Raw genomic sequence first — 21,104 nt, 5'->3', positions numbered from 1 at the left:
GTGTCTCCGCTGTCCACATCGGTGTCGTTGGCCAGCACGTTCAGGGCGGTCACGCCGCTGGTCGTGGAGCTCAAGGCAGAACCTGCTGTGCCGTTGTTCATGCCACCGGCTTCGCCGATGGTGGCCGTGTCGTTCACGGCCACGGGCCCGTCATTGGTACCCGTGATGAGCACACTGATGACCTGCGTGGTGCCATCGGCCGCGGTCACCGTCAAGCTGTCGGTGACTTGTTGGCCAGCGGTCAACTGGTTTTGTGGGCTGTCCATCACATAGGTCCAGGCACCCGCTGAGGTGATGCTGAACTTGCCCAGGCCCGCACTGCCAGCCACATCGGTTTGAGCCGTGACCGTCGTGGGACTGTCCACATCGCTCACCGTCAAAGTGCCGGTCACGGTTTGGGCCGCGTTGGTCTCGGTGATCGACTTGCTGATGTCGCCACTGAACGTGGCGGCGTCATTGGCCCCGGTCACCGACACCGTGATGGTGGCTGTGCTGCTCAGACCCGCCGCATCTTGTACCGTGTACGTGAACACGTCACTCAGCGCTGTGCTGTCGGTGTTCAAGGCCTGCACCGTGGCGTTGGCCTGGTCCACTACGTAGGTGTAGCTGCCATCCGCGCCGATCTTGATCGTGCCGAAGCTGCCCACCACTTCCGTGCCGTTGGCGCTGGTGGTGCTGGCGGTGACGGATGTGCCTGCACCGGCGGCGGTTCCCGCCTTGATGTCTTTAACCGCTTTGGTGTCGCCGCTGTCCACATCGGTGTCGTTGGCCAGCACATTGAGCGTGTTGGTAAAGCCAGAGGTTGTGGAGGTTAGGGCAGAACCTGCCGTGCCGTTGTTGCTGCCCCCAGCCTCGCCGATGGTGGCCGTGTCGTTCACGGCAACCGGCGCGTCATTGGCTCCGGTCACCGACACCGTGATGGTGGCTGTGCTGCTCAAGCCTGCTGCGTCTTGCACGGTGTAGGTGAACACGTCGCTCAGCGCTGTGCTGTTGGTGTTCAAGGCCTGCACGGTGGCGTTGGCTTGGTCCACCACGTAGGTGTAGCTGCCATCCGCGCCGATCTTGAGCGTGCCGAAGCTGCCCACCACTTCCGTGCCGTTGGCGCTGGTGGTGCTGGCGGTGACGGCTGTACCCGCACCGGCGGCGGTTCCCGCCTTGATGTCTTTGACGCTGAGCGTCTCGCTCGCGTCCACGTCGGTGTCGTTGCTCAATACATTAAGAACGCTCACGCCGCTGGTGGTCGATGTGAGCGCGCTGCCGGCCGTGCCGTTGGACGTACCACCGGATTCGCCGATAGTGGCCGTGTCGTTCACGGCCACGGGCCCGTCATTGGTGCCCGTGATGAGCACACTGATGACCTGCGTGGTGCCATCGGCCGCGGTCACCGTCAAGCTGTCGGTGACTTGTTGGCCAGCGGTCAACTGGTTTTGTGGGCTGTCCATCACATAGGTCCAGGCACCCACTGAGGTTATGCTGAACTTGCCCAGGCCCGCACTGCCAGCCACATCGGTTTGAGCCGTGACCGTCGTGGGACTGTCCACATCGCTCACCGTCAAGTTGCCCGTCACGGTTTGGGCCGCGTTGGTCTCTGTGATCGACTTGCTGATGTCACCACTGAACGTAGCGGCATCGTTGGCCCCGGTCACCGACACCGTGATCGTGGCTGTGCTGCTCAAGCCTGCTGCGTCTTGTACCGTGTAAGTGAACACGTCGCTCAGCGCTGTGCTGTTGGTGTTCAAGGCCTGCACTGTGGCGTTGGTCTGGTCCACCGCGTAGGTGTAGCTGCCGGCAGCACCGATCTTGATCGTGCCGAAGCTGCCCACCACTTCCGTGCCGTTGGCGCTGGTGGTGGCCACGGTCACTGCCGTGCCTGCACCAGCGGCGGTGCCCGCCTTGATGTCTTTAACCGCTTTGGTGTCACCGCTGTCCACATCGGTGTCGTTGGCCAACACATTGAGCGTGTTGGTAAAGCCAGAGGTCGTGGAGCTCAAGGCAGAACCTGCGGTTCCGTTGTTCGAACCACCGGCTTCGCCGATGGTGGCCGTGTCGTTCACGGCAACCGGCGCATCATTGGCTCCGGTCACCGACACCGTGATGGTGGCTGTGCTGCTCAGGCCAGCCGCGTCTTGTACGGTGTAGGTGAACACGTCGCTGAGCGCTGTGCTGGATGTGTTCAGCGCCTGGACAGTGGCGTTGGCTTGGTCTGCCGCGTAGGTGTAGCTGCCGTCGGCACCGATGGTCAATGTACCGAAGCTACCTGTGATGGCCGTGCCGTTGGCGCTGGTGGTGGCCGCGGTCACTGTCGTGCCTGCACCGGCAGCTGTTCCGGCCTTGATGTCTTTGACGCTGAGCGTCTCGCTCGCGTCCACGTCGGTGTCGTTGCTCAACACGTTCAGAACGTTGACGCCGCTGGTCGTGGAGCTCAAGGCAGAACCTGCTGTGCCGTTGTTCGTACCACCGGCTTCACCGATGGTGGCCGTGTCGTTCACGGCCACGGGCGCGTCGTTCGTGCCGGTGATGAGCACACTGATGACCTGCGTGGTGCCGTCGGCCGTGCTCACCGTCAATGTGTCGGTGACTTCTTGCCCGGCGGTCAACTGGTTTTGTGCGCTGTCCATCACATAGGTCCAGGCACCCGCTGAGGTGATGCTGAACTTGCCCAGGCCCGCACTGCCGGCCACATCGGTTTGGGCGGTGACGGTGGTGGGACTGTCCACATCGCTCACCGTCAAGTTGCCCGTCACGGTTTGGGCCGCGTTGGTCTCTGTGATCGACTTGCTGATGTCACCACTGAACGTAGCGGCATCGTTGGCCCCGGTCACCGACACCGTGATCGTGGCTGTGCTGCTCAAGCCTGCTGCGTCTTGTACCGTGTAAGTGAACACGTCGCTCAGCGCTGTGCTGTTGGTGTTCAAGGCCTGCACTGTGGCGTTGGTCTGGTCCACCGCGTAGGTGTAGCTGCCGKCAGCACCGATCTTGATCGTGCCGAAGCTGCCCACCACTTCCGTGCCGTTGGCGCTGGTGGTGCTGGCGGTCACTGCCGTGCCTGCACCAGCGGCGGTGCCCGCCTTGATGTCTTTAACCGCTTTGGTGTCGCCGCTGTCCACGTCGGTGTCGTTGGCCAACACATTGAGCGTGTTGGTAAAGCCAGAGGTTGTGGAGCTCAAGGCAGAACCTGCGGTTCCGTTGTTCGAACCACCGGCTTCGCCGATGGTGGCCGTGTCGTTCACGGCAACCGGCGCATCATTGGCCCCGGTCACCGCCACCGTGATGGTGGCTGTGCTGCTCAAGCCTGCTGCGTCTTGCACGGTGTAGGTGAACACGTCGCTCAGCGCTGTGCTGTTGGTGTTCAAGGCCTGCACGGTGGCGTTGGCTTGGTCCACCACGTAGGTGTAGCTGCCATCCGCGCCGATCTTGAGCGTGCCGAAGCTGCCCACCACTTCCGTGCCGTTGGCGCTGGTGGTGGCCACGGTCACTGCCGTGCCTGCACCAGCGGCGGTGCCCGCCTTGATGTCTTTAACCGCTTTGGTGTCGCCGCTGTCCACATCGGTGTCGTTGGCCAGCACGTTCAGGGCGGTCACGCCGCTGGTCGTGGAGCTCAAGGCAGAACCTGCTGTGCCGTTGTTCATGCCACCGGCTTCGCCGATGGTGGCCGTGTCGTTCACGGCCACGGGCCCGTCATTGGTACCCGTGATGAGCACACTGATGACCTGCGTGGTGCCATCGGCCGCGGTCACCGTCAAGCTGTCGGTGACTTGTTGGCCAGCGGTCAACTGGTTTTGTGGGCTGTCCATCACATAGGTCCAGGCACCCGCTGAGGTGATGCTGAACTTGCCCAGGCCCGCACTGCCAGCCACATCGGTTTGAGCCGTGACCGTCGTGGGACTGTCCACATCGCTCACCGACAAAGTGCCGGTGACGGTTTGGGCCACGTTGGTCTCGGTGATCGACTTGCTGATGTCGCCACTGAACGTGGCAGCGTCGTTGGCACCCGTCACCGCCACCGTGATCGTGGCTGTGCTGCTCAAACCCGCCGCGTCTTGCACCGTGTACGTGAACACGTCACTCAGCGCCGTGCTGTTGGTGTCCAAGGCCTGCACCGTGGCGTTGGCTTGGTCCACGACGTAGGTGTAGCTGCCATCCGCTCCGATCTTGATCGTGCCGAAGCTGCCCACCACTTCCGTGCCGTTGGCGCTGGTGGTGGCCACGGTCACTGCCGTGCCTGCACCAGCGGCGGTGCCCGCCTTGATGTCTTTAACCGCTTTGGTGTCACCGCTGTCCACGTCGGTGTCGTTGGCCAGCACGTTCAAGGTGCTGAATCCGCTGGTGGTCGATGTTAGAGCGCTGCCCGCAGTGGCGTTGTTCGTACCACCGGCTTCGCCGATGGTGGCCGTGTCGTTCACGGCAACCGGCGCGTCATTGGCTCCGGTGACCGACACCGTGATGGTGGCTGTGCTGCTCAGGCCAGCCGCGTCTTGTACGGTGTAGGTGAACACGTCGCTGAGCGCTGTGCTGGCTGTGTTCAGCGCCTGCACTGTAGCGTTGGCCTGGTCCACCACGTAGGTGTAGCTGCCATCTGAGCCAATGGTCAATGTACCGAAGCTGCCTGTGATGGCCGTGCCGTTGGCGCTGGTGGTGGCCGCGGTCACTGTCGTGCCTGCACCGGCAGCTGTTCCGGCCTTGATGTCTTTGACGCTGAGCGTCTCGCTCGCGTCCACGTCGGTGTCGTTGCTCAACACGTTCAGAACGTTGACGCCGCTGGTCGTGGAGCTCAAGGCAGAACCTGCGGTTCCGTTGTTCGTACCACCGGCTTCACCGATGGTGGCCGTGTCGTTCACGGCAACCGGCGCATCATTGGCTCCGGTCACCGACACCGTGATGGTGGCCGTGCTGCTCAGGCCAGCCGCGTCTTGTACGGTGTAGGTGAACACGTCGCTGAGCGCTGTGCTGGATGTGTTCAGCGCCTGGACAGTGGCGTTGGCTTGGTCTGCCGCGTAGGTGTAGCTGCCGTCGGCACCGATGGTCAATGTACCGAAGCTGCCTGTGATGGCCGTGCCGTTGGCGCTGGTGGTGCTGGCGGTCACTGCAGTGCCTGCACCGGCGGCTGTTCCGGCCTTGATGTCTTTGACGCTGAGCGTCTCGCTCGCGTCCAGGTCGGTGTCGTTGGCCAGCACGTTCAGGACGCTTACGCCGCTGGTCGTGGAGCTCAAAGAAGAGCCTGCGGTTCCGTTAGCGGTGCCACCGGCTTCGCCGATGGTGGCCGTGTCGTTCACGGCCACGGGCGCGTCGTTCGTGCCGGTGATGAGCACACTGATGACCTGCGTGGTGCCGTCGGCCGTGCTCACCGTCAATGTGTCGGTGACTTCTTGCCCGGCGGTCAACTGGTTTTGTGCGCTGTCCATCACATAGGTCCAGGCACCCGCTGAGGTGATGCTGAACTTGCCCAGGCCCGCACTGCCGGCCACATCGGTTTGGGCGGTGACGGTGGTGGGACTGTCCACATCGCTCACCGTCAAGTTGCCCGTCACGGTTTGGGCCACGTTGGTCTCTGTGATCGACTTGCTGATGTCGCCACTGAACGTGGCAGCGTCGTTGGCACCCGTCACCGCCACCGTGATCGTGGCTGTGCTGCTCAAACCCGCCGCGTCTTGCACCGTGTACGTGAACACGTCACTCAGCGCCGTGCTGTTGGTGTCCAAGGCCTGCACCGTGGCGTTGGCTTGGTCCACCGCGTAGGTGTAGCTGCCGTCAGCACCGATCTTGATCGTGCCGAAGCTGCCCACCACTTCCGTGCCGTTGGCGCTGGTGGTGGCCACGGTCACTGCCGTGCCTGCACCAGCGGCGGTGCCCGCCTTGATGTCTTTAACCGCTTTGGTGTCGCCGCTGTCCACATCGGTGTCGTTGGCCAACACATTGAGCGTGTTGGTAAAGCCAGAGGTTGTGGAGGTTAGGGCAGAACCTGCCGTGCCGTTGTTGCTGCCCCCAGCCTCGCCGATGGTGGCCGTGTCGTTCACGGCAACCGGCGCGTCATTGGCTCCGGTCACCGACACCGTGATGGTGGCTGTGCTACTCAAGCCTGCTGCGTCTTGCACGGTGTAAGTGAACACGTCGCTCAGCGCTGTGCTGTTGGTGTTCAAGGCCTGCACCGTGGCGTTGGTCTGGTCCACCGCGTAGGTGTAGCTGCCATCCGCGCCGATCTTGAGCGTGCCGAAGCTGCCCACCACTTCCGTGCCGTTGGCGCTGGTGGTGCTGGCGGTGACGGATGTGCCTGCACCGGCGGCGGTTCCCGCCTTGATGTCTTTAACCGCTTTGGTGTCGCCGCTGTCCACATCGGTGTCGTTGGCCAGCACGTTCAGGGCGCTCACGCCGCTGGTCGTGGAGCTCAAGGCAAAACCTGCTGTGCCGTTGTTCATGCCACCGGCTTCGCCGATGGTGGCCGTGTCGTTCACGGCCACGGGCCCGTCATTGGTGCCCGTGATGAGCACACTGATGACCTGCGTGGTGCCATCGGCCGCGGTCACCGTCAAGCTGTCGGTGACTTGTTGGCCAGCGGTCAACTGGTTTTGTGGGCTGTCCATCACATAGGTCCAGGCACCCGCTGAGGTGATGCTGAACTTGCCCAGGCCCGCACTGCCAGCCACATCGGTTTGAGCCGTGACCGTCGTGGGACTGTCCACATCGCTCACCGACAAAGTGCCGGTCACGGTTTGGGCCGCGTTGGTCTCTGTGATCGACTTGCTGATGTCACCACTGAACGTAGCGGCATCGTTGGCCCCGGTCACCGACACCGTGATCGTGGCTGTGCTGCTCAAGCCTGCTGCGTCTTGTACCGTGTAAGTGAACACGTCGCTCAGCGCTGTGCTGTTGGTGTTCAAGGCCTGCACTGTGGCGTTGGTCTGGTCCACCGCGTAGGTGTAGCTGCCGGCAGCACCGATCTTGATCGTGCCGAAGCTGCCCACCACTTCCGTGCCGTTGGCGCTGGTGGTGCTGGCGGTCACTGCCGTGCCTGCACCAGCGGCGGTGCCCGCCTTGATGTCTTTAACCGCTTTGGTGTCGCCGCTGTCCACGTCGGTGTCGTTGGCCAACACATTGAGCGTGTTGGTAAAGCCAGAGGTTGTGGAGCTCAAGGCAGAACCTGCGGTTCCGTTGTTCGAACCACCGGCTTCGCCGATGGTGGCCGTGTCGTTCACGGCAACCGGCGCATCATTGGCCCCGGTCACCGCCACCGTGATGGTGGCTGTACTGCTCAGGCCCGCCGCATCTTGTACCGTGTAAGTGAACACGTCGCTCAGCGCTGTGCTGTCGGTGTTCAAGGCCTGCACCGTGGCGTTGGCCTGGTCCACCACGTAGGTGTAGCTGCCATCCGCGCCGATCTTGAGCGTGCCGAAGCTGCCCACCACTTCCGTGCCGTTGGCGCTGGTGGTGCTGGCGGTGACGGATGTGCCTGCACCGGCGGCGGTTCCCGCCTTGATGTCTTTAACCGCTTTGGTGTCGCCGCTGTCCACATCGGTGTCGTTGGCCAGCACGTTCAGGGCGCTCACGCCGCTGGTCGTGGAGCTCAAGGCAGAACCTGCTGTGCCGTTGTTCATGCCACCGGCTTCGCCGATGGTGGCCGTATCGTTCACGGCCACGGGCCCGTCATTGGTGCCCGTGATGAGCACACTGATGACCTGCGTGGTGCCATCGGCCGCGGTCACCGTCAAGCTGTCGGTGACTTGTTGGCCAGCGGTCAACTGGTTTTGTGGGCTGTCCATCACATAGGTCCAGGCACCCACTGAGGTTATGCTGAACTTGCCCAGGCCCGCACTGCCAGCCACATCGGTTTGAGCCGTGACCGTCGTGGGACTGTCCACATCGCTCACCGACAAAGTGCCGGTCACGGTTTGGGCCGCGTTGGTCTCGGTGATCGACTTGCTGATGTCGCCACTGAACGTGGCGGCGTCATTGGCTCCGGTCACCGACACCGTGATGGTGGCTGTGCTACTCAAGCCTGCTGCGTCTTGCACGGTGTAGGTGAACACGTCGCTCAGCGCTGTGCTGTTGGTGTTCAAGGCCTGCACGGTGGCGTTGGCTTGGTCCACCACGTAGGTGTAGCTGCCGTCGGCACCAATGGTCAATGTACCGAAGCTGCCTGTGATGGCCGTGCCGTTGGCGCTGGTGGTGCTGGCGGTGACGGCTGTACCCGCACCAGCAGAGGTCCCCGCTTTGATGTCTTTAACCGCTTTGGTGTCGCCGCTGTCCACGTCGGTGTCGTTGGCCAGCACATTGAGCGTGTTGGTAAAGCCGCTGGTCGTGGAGCTCAAAGAAGAGCCTGCGGTTCCGTTAGCGGTGCCACCGGCTTCGCCGATGGTGGCCGTGTCGTTCACGGCCACGGGACCGTCGTTCGTGCCGGTGATGAGCACACTGATGATCTGCGTGGTGCCGTCGGCCGTGCTCACCGTCAATGTGTCGGTGACTTCTTGCCCGGCGGTCAACTGGTTTTGTGCGCTGTCCATCACATAGGTCCAGGCACCCGCTGAGGTGATGCTGAACTTGCCCAGGCCCGCACTGCCGGCCACATCGGTTTGGGCGGTGACGGTCGTGGGACTGTCCACATCGCTCACCGACAAAGTGCCGGTGACGGTTTGGGCCGCGTTGGTCTCGGTGATCGACTTGCTGATGTCGCCACTGAACGTAGCGGCATCGTTGGCCCCGGTCACCGCCACCGTGATGGTGGCTGTGCTGCTCAGACCCGCCGCATCTTGTACCGTGTAAGTGAACACGTCGCTCAGCGCTGTGCTGTTGGTGTTCAAGGCCTGCACCGTGGCGTTGGTCTGGTCCACCACGTAGGTGTAGCTGCCATCCGCGCCGATCTTGAGCGTACCGAAGCTGCCCACCACTTCCGTGCCGTTGGCGCTGGTGGTGCTGGCGGTGACGGATGTGCCTGCACCGGCGGCGGTTCCCGCCTTGATGTCTTTGACCGTCAAAGTGTCGCCGCTGTCCACATCAGTGTCGTTGGCCAACAAGTTCAGGGCGCTGAATCCGCTGGTGGTCGATGTTAGAGCGCTGCCTGCCGTGCCATTGCTCGAACCACCGGCTTCGCCAATGGTGGCCGTGTCGTTCACGGCAACCGGCGCGTCGTTGGCTCCGGTCACCGACACCGTGATGGTGGCTGTGCTGCTCAAGCCTGCCGCGTCTTGTACGGTGTAAGTGAACACGTCGCTCAAAGCCGTGCTGGATGTGTTCAGCGCCTGCACCGTGGCGTTGGTCTGGTCCACCGCGTAGGTGTAGCTGCCATCGGCGCCGATCTTGATCGTACCGAAGCTGCCCACCACTTCCGTGCCGTTGGCACTGGTGGTGCTGGCGGTGACGGCTGTACCCGCACCGGCGGCGGTGCCCGCCTTGATGTCTTTGACGCTGAGCGTCTCGCTCGCGTCCACGTCGGTGTCGTTGGCCAACACGTTCAGGACGCTTACGCCGCTGGTCGTGGAGGTCAAGGCAGAACCTGCCGTGCCGTTGGCCGCACCACCGGCTTCGCCGATGGTGGCCGTGTCGTTCACGGCCACAGGACCGTCGTTCGTGCCGGTGATGAGCACACTGATGACCTGCGTGGTGCCGTCGGCCGTGCTCACCGTCAAGCTGTCGGTGACTTCTTGGCCAGCGGTCAACTGGTTTTGTGGGCTGTCCATCACATAGGTCCAGGCACCCGCTGAGGTGATGCTGAACTTGCCCAGGCCCGCACTGCCAGCCACATCGGTTTGAGCCGTGACCGTCGTGGGACTGTCCACATCGCTCACCGACAAAGTGCCGGTGACGGTTTGGGCCACGTTGGTCTCGGTGATCGACTTGCTGATGTCGCCACTGAACGTGGCGGCGTCATTGGCCCCGGTCACCGACACCGTGATGGTGGCTGTGCTGCTCAGACCCGCCGCATCTTGTACCGTGTACGTGAACACGTCACTCAGCGCCGTGCTGTTGGTGTCCAAGGCCTGCACCGTGGCGTTGGCTTGGTCCACGACGTAGGTGTAGCTGCCATCCGCGCCGATCTTGAGCGTGCCGAAGCTGCCCACCACTTCCGTGCCGTTGGCACTGGTGGTGGCCGCGGTCACGGCCGTGCCTGCACCAGCGGCGGTGCCCGCCTTGATGTCTTTAACCGCTTTGGTGTCACCGCTGTCCACGTCGGTGTCGTTGGCCAGCACGTTCAGGGCGGTCACGCCGCTGGTCGTGGAGCTCAAGGCAGAACCTGCTGTGCCGTTGTTCGTACCACCGGCTTCACCGATGGTGGCCGTGTCGTTCACGGCCACGGGCGCGTCATTGGTGCCCGTGATGAGCACACTGATGACCTGCGTGGTGCCATCGACCGCGGTCACCGTCAAGGTGTCCGTGACTTGTTGGCCCGCGGTCAACTGGTTTTGTGGGCTGTCCATCACATAGGTCCAGGCACCCGCTGAGGTGATGCTGAACTTGCCCAGGCCCGCACTGCCAGCCACATCGGTTTGAGCCGTGACCGTCGTGGGACTGTCCACATCGCTCACCGACAAAGTGCCGGTGACGGTTTGGGCCACGTTGGTCTCGGTGATCGACTTGCTGATGTCGCCACTGAACGTGGCGGCGTCATTGGCCCCCGTCACCGACACCGTGATGGTGGCTGTGCTGCTCAGACCCGCCGCATCTTGTACCGTGTACGTGAACACGTCGCTCAGGGCCGTGCTGCCTGTGTTCAGCGCCTGCACCGTGGCGTTGGCTTGGTCCACGACGTAGGTGTAGCTGCCATCCGCGCCGATCTTGAGCGTGCCGAAGCTGCCCACCACTTCCGTGCCGTTGGCACTGGTGGTGGCCGCGGTCACGGCCGTGCCTGCACCGGCAGCTGTTCCAGCCTTGATGTCTTTGACCGTCAAAGTGTCGCCGCTGTCCACATCAATGTCGTTGGCCAACAAGTTCAGGGCGCTGAATCCGCTGGTGGTCGATGTGAGAGCGCTGCCGGACGTGCCATTGCTCGAACCACCGGCTTCGCCGATGGTGGCCGTGTCGTTCACGCCCACAGGCGCGTCATTGGCCCCGGTCACCGACACCGTGATGGTGGCTGTGCTGCTCAGACCCGCCGCATCTTGTACCGTGTACGTGAACACGTCACTCAGCGCTGTGCTGTCGGTGTTCAAGGCCTGCACCGTGGCGTTGGCCTGGTCCACTACGTAGGTGTAGCTGCCATCCGCGCCGATCTTGATCGTGCCGAAGCTGCCCACCACTTCCGTGCCGTTGGCGCTGGTGGTGGCCGCGGTCACTGTCGTGCCTGCACCGGCAGCTGTTCCGGCCTTGATGTCTTTGACGCTGAGCGTCTCGCTCGCGTCCACGTCGGTGTCGTTGCTCAACACGTTCAGAACGTTGACGCCGCTGGTCGTGGAGCTCAAGGCAGAACCTGCTGTGCCGTTGTTCGTACCACCGGCTTCACCGATGGTGGCCGTGTCGTTCACGGCCACGGGCGCGTCGTTCGTGCCGGTGATGAGCACACTGATGACCTGCGTGGTGCCGTCGGCCGTGCTCACCGTCAATGTGTCGGTGACTTCTTGCCCGGCGGTCAACTGGTTTTGTGCGCTGTCCATCACATAGGTCCAGGCACCCGCTGAGGTGATGCTGAACTTGCCCAGGCCCGCACTGCCGGCCACATCGGTTTGGGCGGTGACGGTGGTGGGACTGTCCACATCGCTCACCGTCAAGTTGCCCGTCACGGTTTGGGCCGCGTTGGTCTCTGTGATCGACTTGCTGATGTCACCACTGAACGTAGCGGCATCGTTGGCCCCGGTCACCGACACCGTGATCGTGGCTGTGCTGCTCAAGCCTGCTGCGTCTTGTACCGTGTAAGTGAACACGTCGCTCAGCGCTGTGCTGTTGGTGTTCAAGGCCTGCACTGTGGCGTTGGTCTGGTCCACCGCGTAGGTGTAGCTGCCGGCAGCACCGATCTTGATCGTGCCGAAGCTGCCCACCACTTCCGTGCCGTTGGCGCTGGTGGTGCTGGCGGTCACTGCCGTGCCTGCACCAGCGGCGGTGCCCGCCTTGATGTCTTTAACCGCTTTGGTGTCGCCGCTGTCCACGTCGGTGTCGTTGGCCAACACATTGAGCGTGTTGGTAAAGCCAGAGGTTGTGGAGCTCAAGGCAGAACCTGCGGTTCCGTTGTTCGAACCACCGGCTTCGCCGATGGTGGCCGTGTCGTTCACGGCAACCGGCGCATCATTGGCCCCGGTCACCGCCACCGTGATGGTGGCTGTACTGCTCAGGCCCGCCGCATCTTGTACCGTGTAAGTGAACACGTCGCTCAGCGCTGTGCTGTCGGTGTTCAAGGCCTGCACCGTGGCGTTGGCCTGGTCCACCACGTAGGTGTAGCTGCCATCCGCGCCGATCTTGAGCGTGCCGAAGCTGCCCACCACTTCCGTGCCGTTGGCGCTGGTGGTGGCCACGGTCACTGCCGTGCCTGCACCAGCGGCGGTGCCCGCCTTGATGTCTTTAACCGCTTTGGTGTCTCCGCTGTCCACATCGGTGTCGTTGGCCAACACATTGAGCGTGTTGGTAAAGCCAGAGGTCGTGGAGCTCAAGGCAGAACCTGCGGTTCCGTTGTTCGAACCACCGGCTTCGCCGATGGTGGCCGTGTCGTTCACGGCCACAGGACCGTCGTTCGTGCCGGTGATGAGCACACTGATGACCTGCGTGGTGCCGTCGGCCGTGCTCACCGTCAATGTGTCGGTGACTTCTTGCCCGGCGGTCAACTGGTTTTGTGCGCTGTCCATCACATAGGTCCAGGCACCCGCTGAGGTGATGCTGAACTTGCCCAGGCCCGCACTGCCGGCCACATCGGTTTGGGCGGTGACGGTGGTGGGACTGTCCACATCGCTCACCGTCAAGTTGCCCGTCACGGTTTGGGCCGCGTTGGTCTCTGTGATCGACTTGCTGATGTCACCACTGAACGTAGCGGCATCGTTGGCCCCGGTCACCGACACCGTGATCGTGGCTGTGCTGCTCAAGCCTGCTGCGTCTTGCACCGTGTAAGTGAACACGTCGCTCAGCGCCGTGCTGTTGGTGTTCAAGGCCTGCACGGTGGCGTTGGCTTGGTCCACCGCGTAGGTGTAGCTGCCATCTGAGCCAATGGCCAATGTACCGAAGCTGCCTGTGATGGCCGTGCCGTTGGCGCTGGTGGTGGCCGCGGTCACTGCAGTGCCTGCACCAGCGGCGGTGCCCGCCTTGATGTCTTTAACCGCTTTGGTGTCGCCGCTGTCCACGTCGGTGTCGTTGGCCAACACATTGAGCGTGTTGGTAAAGCCAGAGGTTGTGGAGCTCAAGGCAGAACCTGCGGTTCCGTTGTTCGAACCACCGGCTTCGCCGATGGTGGCCGTGTCGTTCACGGCAACCGGCGCATCATTGGCCCCGGTCACCGCCACCGTGATGGTGGCCGTGCTGCTCAAGCCTGCTGCGTCTTGCACCGAGTAAGTGAACACGTCGCTGAGCGCCGTGCTGTTGGTGTTCAAGGCCTGCACGGTGGCGTTGGCTTGGTCCACCGCGTAGGTGTAGCTGCCGTCAGCACCGATCTTGATCGTGCCGAAGCTGCCCACCACTTCCGTGCCGTTGGCGCTGGTGGTGCTGGCGGTCACTGCAGTGCCTGCACCGGCGGCGGTGCCCGCCTTGATGTCTTTAACCGCTTTGGTGTCTCCGCTGTCCACATCGGTGTCGTTGGCCAACACGTTCAGGACGCTTACGCCGCTGGTCGTGGAGCTCAAAGAAGAGCCTGCGGTTCCGTTAGCGGTGCCACCGGCTTCGCCGATGGTGGCCGTGTCGTTCACGGCCACGGGACCGTCGTTCGTGCCCGTGATGAGCACACTGATGACCTGCGTGGTGCCGTCGGCCGTGCTCACCGTCAAGGTGTCCGTAACTTCTTGCCCGGCGGTCAACTGGTTTTGTGGGCTGTCCATCACATAGGTCCAGGCACCCGCTGAGGTGATGCTGAACTTGCCCAGGCCCGCACTGCCAGCCACATCGGTTTGAGCCGTGACCGTCGTGGGACTGTCCACATCGCTCACCGACAAAGTGCCGGTGACGGTTTGGGCCACGTTGGTCTCGGTGATCGACTTGCTGATGTCGCCACTGAACGTGGCGGCGTCATTGGCACCCGTCACCGACACCGTGATGGTGGCTGTGCTGCTCAGACCCGCCGCGTCTTGTACGGTGTAGGTGAACACGTCACTCAGCGCTGTGCTGTCGGTGTTCAAGGCCTGCACCGTGGCGTTGGCTTGGTCCACGACGTAGGTGTAGCTGCCATCCGCTCCGATCTTGATCGTGCCGAAGCTGCCCACCACTTCCGTGCCGTTGGCGCTGGTGGTGGCCACGGTCACTGCCGTGCCTGCACCAGCGGCGGTGCCCGCCTTGATGTCTTTAACCGCTTTGGTGTCACCGCTGTCCACGTCGGTGTCGTTGGCCAACACATTGAGCGTGTTGGTAAAGCCAGAGGTTGTGGAGCTCAAGGCAGAACCTGCGGTTCCGTTGTTCGAACCACCGGCTTCGCCGATGGTGGCCGTGTCCTTCACGGCAACCGGCGCATCATTGGCTCCGGTCACCGACACCGTGATGGTGGCCGTGCTGCTCAGGCCAGCCGCGTCTTGTACGGTGTAGGTGAACACGTCGCTGAGCGCTGTGCTGGATGTGTTCAGCGCCTGGACAGTGGCGTTGGCTTGGTCTGCCGCGTAGGTGTAGCTGCCGTCGGCACCGATGGTCAATGTACCGAAGCTGCCTGTGATGGCCGTGCCGTTGGCGCTGGTGGTGCTGGCGGTCACTGCAGTGCCTGCACCGGCGGCTGTTCCGGCCTTGATGTCTTTGACGCTGAGCGTCTCGCTCGCGTCCAGGTCGGTGTCGTTGGCCAGCACGTTCAGGACGCTTACGCCGCTGGTCGTGGAGCTCAAAGAAGAGCCTGCGGTTCCGTTAGCGGTGCCACCGGCTTCGCCGATGGTGGCCGTGTCGTTCACGGCCACGGGCCCGTCATTGGTGCCCGTGATGAGCACACTGATGACCTGCGTGGTGCCATCGGCCGCGGTCACCGTCAAGCTGTCGGTGACTTGTTGGCCAGCGGTCAACTGGTTTTGTGGGCTGTCCATCACATAGGACCAGGCACCCACTGAGGTGATGCTGAACTTGCCCAGGCCCGCACTGCCAGCCACATCGGTTTGAGCCGTGACCGTCGTGGGACTGTCCACATCGCTCACCGACAAAATGCCGGTGACGGTTTGGGCCACGTTGGTCTCGGTGATCGACTTGCTGATGTCGCCACTGAACGTGGCGGCGTCATTGGCACCCGTCACCGACACCGTGATGGTGGCTGTGCTGCTCAGACCCGCCGCGTCTTGTACGGTGTAGGTGAACACGTCGCTCAGCGCTGTGCTGTCGGTGTTCAAGGCCTGCACGGTGGCGTTGGCTTGGTCCACCACGTAGGTGTAGCTGCCGTCAGCACCGATCTTGATCGTGCCGAAGCTGCCCACCACTTCCGTGCCGTTGGCGCTGGTGGTGCTGGCGGTCACTGCCGTGCCTGCACCAGCGGCGGTGCCCGCCTTGATGTCTTTAACCGCTTTGGTGTCGCCGCTGTCCACATCGGTGTCGTTGGCCAACACATTGAGCGTGTTGGTAAAGCCAGAGGTTGTGGAGGTTAGGGCAGAACCTGCCGTGCCGTTGTTGCTGCCCCCAGCCTCGCCGATGGTGGCCGTGTCGTTCACGGCAACCGGCGCGTCATTGGCTCCGGTCACCGACACCGTGATGGTGGCTGTGCTGCTCAGACCCGCCGCATCTTGTACCGTGTACGTGAACACGTCACTCAGCGCTGTGCTGTCGGTGTTCAAGGCCTGCACCGTGGCGTTGGTCTGGTCCACCGCGTAGGTGTAGCTGCCATCCGCGCCGATCTTGAGCGTGCCGAAGCTGCCCACCACTTCCGTGCCGTTGGCGCTGGTGGTGCTGGCGGTGACGGATGTGCCTGCACCGGCGGCGGTTCCCGCCTTGATGTCTTTAACCGCTTTGGTGTCGCCGCTGTCCACATCGGTGTCGTTGGCCAGCACGTTCAGGGCGCTCACGCCGCTGGTCGTGGAGCTCAAGGCAAAACCTGCTGTGCCGTTGTTCATGCCACCGGCTTCGCCGATAGTGGCCGTGTCGTTCACGGCCACAGGACCGTCGTTCGTGCCGGTGATGAGCACACTGATGACCTGCGTGGTGCCGTCGGCCGTGCTCACCGTCAAGCTGTCGGTGACTTCTTGGCCAGCGGTCAACTGGTTTTGTGGGCTGTCCATCACATAGGTCCAGGCACCCGCTGAGGTGATGCTGAACTTGCCCAGGCCCGCACTGCCGGCCACATCGGTTTGAGCCGTGACCGTCGTGGGACTGTCCACATCGCTCACCGACAAAGTGCCGGTGACGGTTTGGGCCACATCCGTCTCGGTCAGCGTTTTACTCGTGTCTCCCGTGAAGGTGGCTGCATCATTCACCGCCGTCAGATTGATGGTGCGGGTGGCCACAGCGCTCAGCGCGTTGCTGCTGGCCCCATCGCTCAGTTGCCAGCTCAGCGTCCGGCTGGCACTGCTGGCCGTGGGGTTTTCGCTCGTGCTGGCGTAGCTCACGCTTTGCAGCGCTGTTTGGTATTGCGCCTGTGTGGCGTTGCCGGTCAGGGTCAGCGTTCCGGTGGCCGCGTCGTAGCTGCCGGTGATGCCATTGGCCGCTGTGAAGCTGAGCACATCGCCTGCGCTCAAGCCGCTGGTGATTTGCACCGTGGCACCCGACAGGCTGGCGCTGTCCACATCGCTCAGGCTCAGGTCGTTGTTGGCCAGGATCGCGGGCTGGTTTTCTGTGTAAGTGCGCGCTGTGCTGCTTGTGGTGAGAACGGGCGCATCATTCACCGCCGCTAGGTTGATGGTGCTGGTGGCCACAGTGCTCAGCGCGTTGCTGCTGGCCCCATCGCTCAGTTGCCAGCTCAGCGTCCGGCTGGCACTGCTGGCTGTCGGGTTTTCGCTCGTGCTGGCGTAGCTCACGCTTTGCAGCGCTGTTTGGTATTGCGCCTGTGTGGCGTTGCCGGTCAGGGTCAGCGTTCCGGTGGCCGCGTCGTAGCTGCCCGTGATGCCGTTGGCCGCTGTGAAGCTGAGCACATCGCCTGCGCTCAAGCCGCTCGTGATTTGCACCGTGGCACCCGACAGGCTGGCGCTGTCCACATCGCTCAGGCTCAGGTCGTTGTTGGCCAGGATGGCTGGCTGGTTTTCTGTGTAAGTGCGCGCTGTGCTGCTTGTGGTGAGAACGGGCGCATCATTCACCGCCGCTAGGTTGATGGTGCTGGTGGCCACAGCGCTCAGCGCATTGCTGCTGGCCCCATCGCTCAGTTGCCAGCTCAGCGTCCGGCTGGCACTGCTGGCTGTCGGGTTTTCGCTGGTGCTGGCGTAGCTCACGCTTTGCAGCGCTGTTTGGTATTGCGCCTGTGTGGCGTTGCCGGTCAGGGTCAGCGTTCCGGTGGCCGCGTCGTAGCTGCCGGTGATGCCATTGGCCGCTGTGAAGCTGAGCACATCGCCTGCGCTCAAGCCGCTCGTGATTTGCACCGTGGCACCCGACAGGCTGGCGCTGTCCACATCGCTCAGGCTCAGGTCGTTGTTGGCCAGGATGGCTGGCTGGTTTTCTGTGTAAGTGCGCGCTGTGCTGCTTGTGGTGAGAACGGGCGCGTCGTTCACCGCCGTCAGATTGATGGTGCTGGTGGCCACAGCGCTCAGCGCATTGCTGCTGGCCCCATCGCTCAGTTGCCAGCTCAGCGTCCGGCTGGCACTGCTGGCTGTCGGGTTTTCGCTGGTGCTGGCGTAGCTCACGCTTTGCAATGCTGTTTGGTAGTGCGCCTGTGTGGCGTTGCCGGTCAGGGTCAGCGTTCCGGTGGCCGCGTCGTAGCTGCCGGTGATGCCATTGGCCGCTGTGAAGCTGAGCACATCGCCTGCGCTCAAGCCGCTGGTGATTTGCACCGTGGCACCCGACAGGCTGGCGCTGTCCACATCGCTCAGGCTCAGGTCGTTGTTGGCCAGGATGGCTGGCTGGTTCTCTGTGTAGCTGCGCGCTGTGCTGCTGGTGGTGAGCACGGGCGCATCGTTGCTGCCCAAAACCTTCACGGTCAGGGTGGCCTGAGCACTCATGCCCTCTGCATCCTGTACCGTGTAAGTGAACACATCTTCTAGAAAATCGCCACCCCCTAAGCCCTGAACATCGTGATTACACTGATCAAGTACATACTCATAACTTCCATCAGCACCCATGGTCAAGATGCCAAAGGATCCTGCCAATGTTTGGCCGTTCAGCATACTTGTTGACCCAGGCTCAACAGCTACTGCCGTCCCAAACGTCCCCGTCTGAAGGCTCTTGACACTCAGAATATCTCCTGCGTTGGCATCTGTATCATTGGCCAATACATTCAGACTGTTGACATTGGCTGTTGTGGACGTGAGTAAAGCGCCTGGCGTACTGTTGCACAGCCCGCCGGCTTCACCCACCGTGGCAGTATCATGCTTGGCCACAGGTGCGACATTCAAATTGATGCCGTAATTTTGACTGGCCTGCGCTGCTTGCCCACCCGATCCTGAAACGCTGGCCTCAATCTGCCTGTCGACGTCAGCCAACAAATTCGCAAACAAAACCTCGATACCGAAGCGACCTGATGCATCCACGGTACCGGTCATTGTTTGGTTGTTGATTTTCAGAACAACTTGATCGCCAGCGACATAGGTTCCCGTGACTTGACCTGTGATGGTTATTTTTCCATCGTTGGCAGTGCTTTCGGCTGCACTGACCATGTTGTCGTCTGCCACCGCATCCAGAATCAGTGCCGTCAGCCTGGTGGCCAACTGGCTGGTTTCTACCACGTAATTCTGAGCACTTACAGCCGTTTGCCTCACGGCTCCCACAGTCGCGGCAATACGGGCTTGAACTTTTGTATCAGCGTCCGCCATCAGATCAGACGTGTTCACCGCGATGCTGAATTCCCCTTTTGCATTCACAAGCCCAGTGAATTGCTCGTTGTTCAAGCTCAAGGTCACCACATCGTTGGTTTCAAAAACACCTGTTACTTGACCGGTCAAGCTGACCGTGCTTGGTTTGCGCTCCTCCCAATTGACGATGTTGTCACCTGTGACAGGGTGCAGCATGAGCGCCGTCTTGTCGGCATTGGCATTGGCATCAAGCACATAAGCGCGCGTCGTGCTGTAGATCGCCGAATTGTTGGCCGCATCATGGGCTTGAATTTGGGCAGAAATTTGCAAATCGGCGTTACTGGCCAATTGACGACCTGGCACGCCTGCGATGCTGTATTGCCCCTGAGCATCAACAGTGCCTGTATAAATGTTGCTGACACCGTCCTGATCTGTGAGAGAGATGCTGACCACATCGCCCTGCAGAAAATCACCACTGACTTGACCTGTCACAGTGACGCTTGCGTTTGCCTCAACGGTGGTGATGAAATCATCCCCAGTGATAGCATCCAGATCGATGCGACCTGCTGGCGCCAGCGTGCTGATGCGTGCGCTATCGCTGACTTTGGTACTGAAGTTTTGTGCAATGTCATTCAACTGCGCAGTCACCACAAACTCAACCCCATGGCTTGGCGAATTGAATTGAAGTCGCACCTCTTTGGCAGCCACCTGCTCTGCACTCAGGAGGATGACTTGCCTGTCACTGCCAGTGGCTTCAACCACCAATTTATCTCCTGCCCTGGCATCGACCGGCAAACCCACTTTGACTGAAATCGGGTCACTGCCGACTTCGGCGATATTCAGCAGTTGGTTGTCATCTGCGTCGGAGACGATATCAATGTCAATGCTCTTGCTGCTGCCAGTGAGATCAGGGACGAAGTTGGATGTATCCACAAGGGCTGTATCCAAAGCCTCGGGCGTGGTGTTGTTGGCCGCGTCACGCATTACCGCACTGACCCTGATACTTTGACCATCAGTGGGCGCTGCAAAACTGGTGGTGACTTTTCCGGCAGCCAAAGCCTGCGCATCCAAAGTGATACTCTTGGTTGTGAAACCATCGGTGAGGATCAACACATCACCCGGAGACACTGTGCTCCCGTCAAAAACAGCACTCACGCTCACAGTGCTGCGACCATCCAGTTCAGCACGGTTGATGAATCCGTCGTTATTGGCATCGTTGTCGATGGTGAGTACCACAGCCTTGCCCCCATTGGGTGACAAGTTGTCGATTTCCACCGCGTAATCCTGACTGGTGCTCGCCACGTTGATGGCACCCGTGATGGGGTGTTTGGCAGACACGAAAACTTCGGCTTTGGTGTCGGAATCTTCCTTGAGGTCCTCCATGCGCACATCGACACCAAAGCGACCATCCACAGCCACAGTTGTGATCAAGCGCTTGCCATTGAGATCCAAAGTCACCACATCGCCTGGCTTGAAGTCCCCCTTGACTTGCCCCGACAGCCTTGCACTTGCCTGCTGACCTTCCAACACTGAAATGATGTTGTCTCCCGTCAAAGGATCCAAGTCGATGGTCACTTTGCCAGCAGGCCCGACAGTCACTGGACCCGTTGCTCCACCTGCACCCAACAATCCAAGACCCAACCAAAGGGGATTGAACGCGAAAGCGCCAATACCAGCCCCCGTCGAATAAACCTCATTCGGACCCACCGGCATGCTGACCAAGTCACCGCAGGCAGACTGCGTCGCATAAACCTCTTTCGAGCCCAACACCATGCTGACCAACTCACCACCATCGCTCAGGTGAGCAATCATCCCTCTTAAGCTTGGGTCCTCTGGGGTGTATCCATAGAAATTGCCGTTCTCGGCCTGGCCGATCACGCAGACATTGGTCTGAGGCTCGACTTTGTAATAGTCCTCAATGATGACATCTGCCTGATCGCTGCCTTCAAACAAGACATACAAGTCTTTTTTCACACGCTTAAATTTGACGAAATCGGGCGCAATGCCATCCCCTTTTTCGATGTCCAGCAGTTGGTAGCGGCCTCCAGTTTTAGCTTTGATCCGCAAGGCTTGACCGCGCTGACCCTGCCCCTGGTCGACTTCAAAGAGTTGCCCCTGCGTTGCTTGGCTAGTGCTAACGAAAATTTGAAACTTCTTGGCCAT

At 61.7% G+C, this 21,104-nt stretch carries 1 protein-coding gene (only partly in view); it reads right to left on the bottom strand.

Annotated features, from left to right (window positions below; genetic code table 11):
• Positions 1–21,104: part of a VCBS domain-containing protein coding region (locus AMM33_RS21480; protein ID WP_090143252.1), annotated on the bottom strand (this coding region is incomplete at its 3' end). The annotated region extends 6,000 nt beyond the left edge of the window; the window shows 21,104 of its 27,104 annotated nt.

This window comes from Limnohabitans sp. DM1 (assembly GCF_001269385.1).
GTDB lineage: Bacteria > Pseudomonadota > Gammaproteobacteria > Burkholderiales > Burkholderiaceae_C > Limnohabitans_A.
Note: the sequence above shows the minus strand (reverse complement) of the source record. Positions and strands in the feature narration are given on the sequence as shown.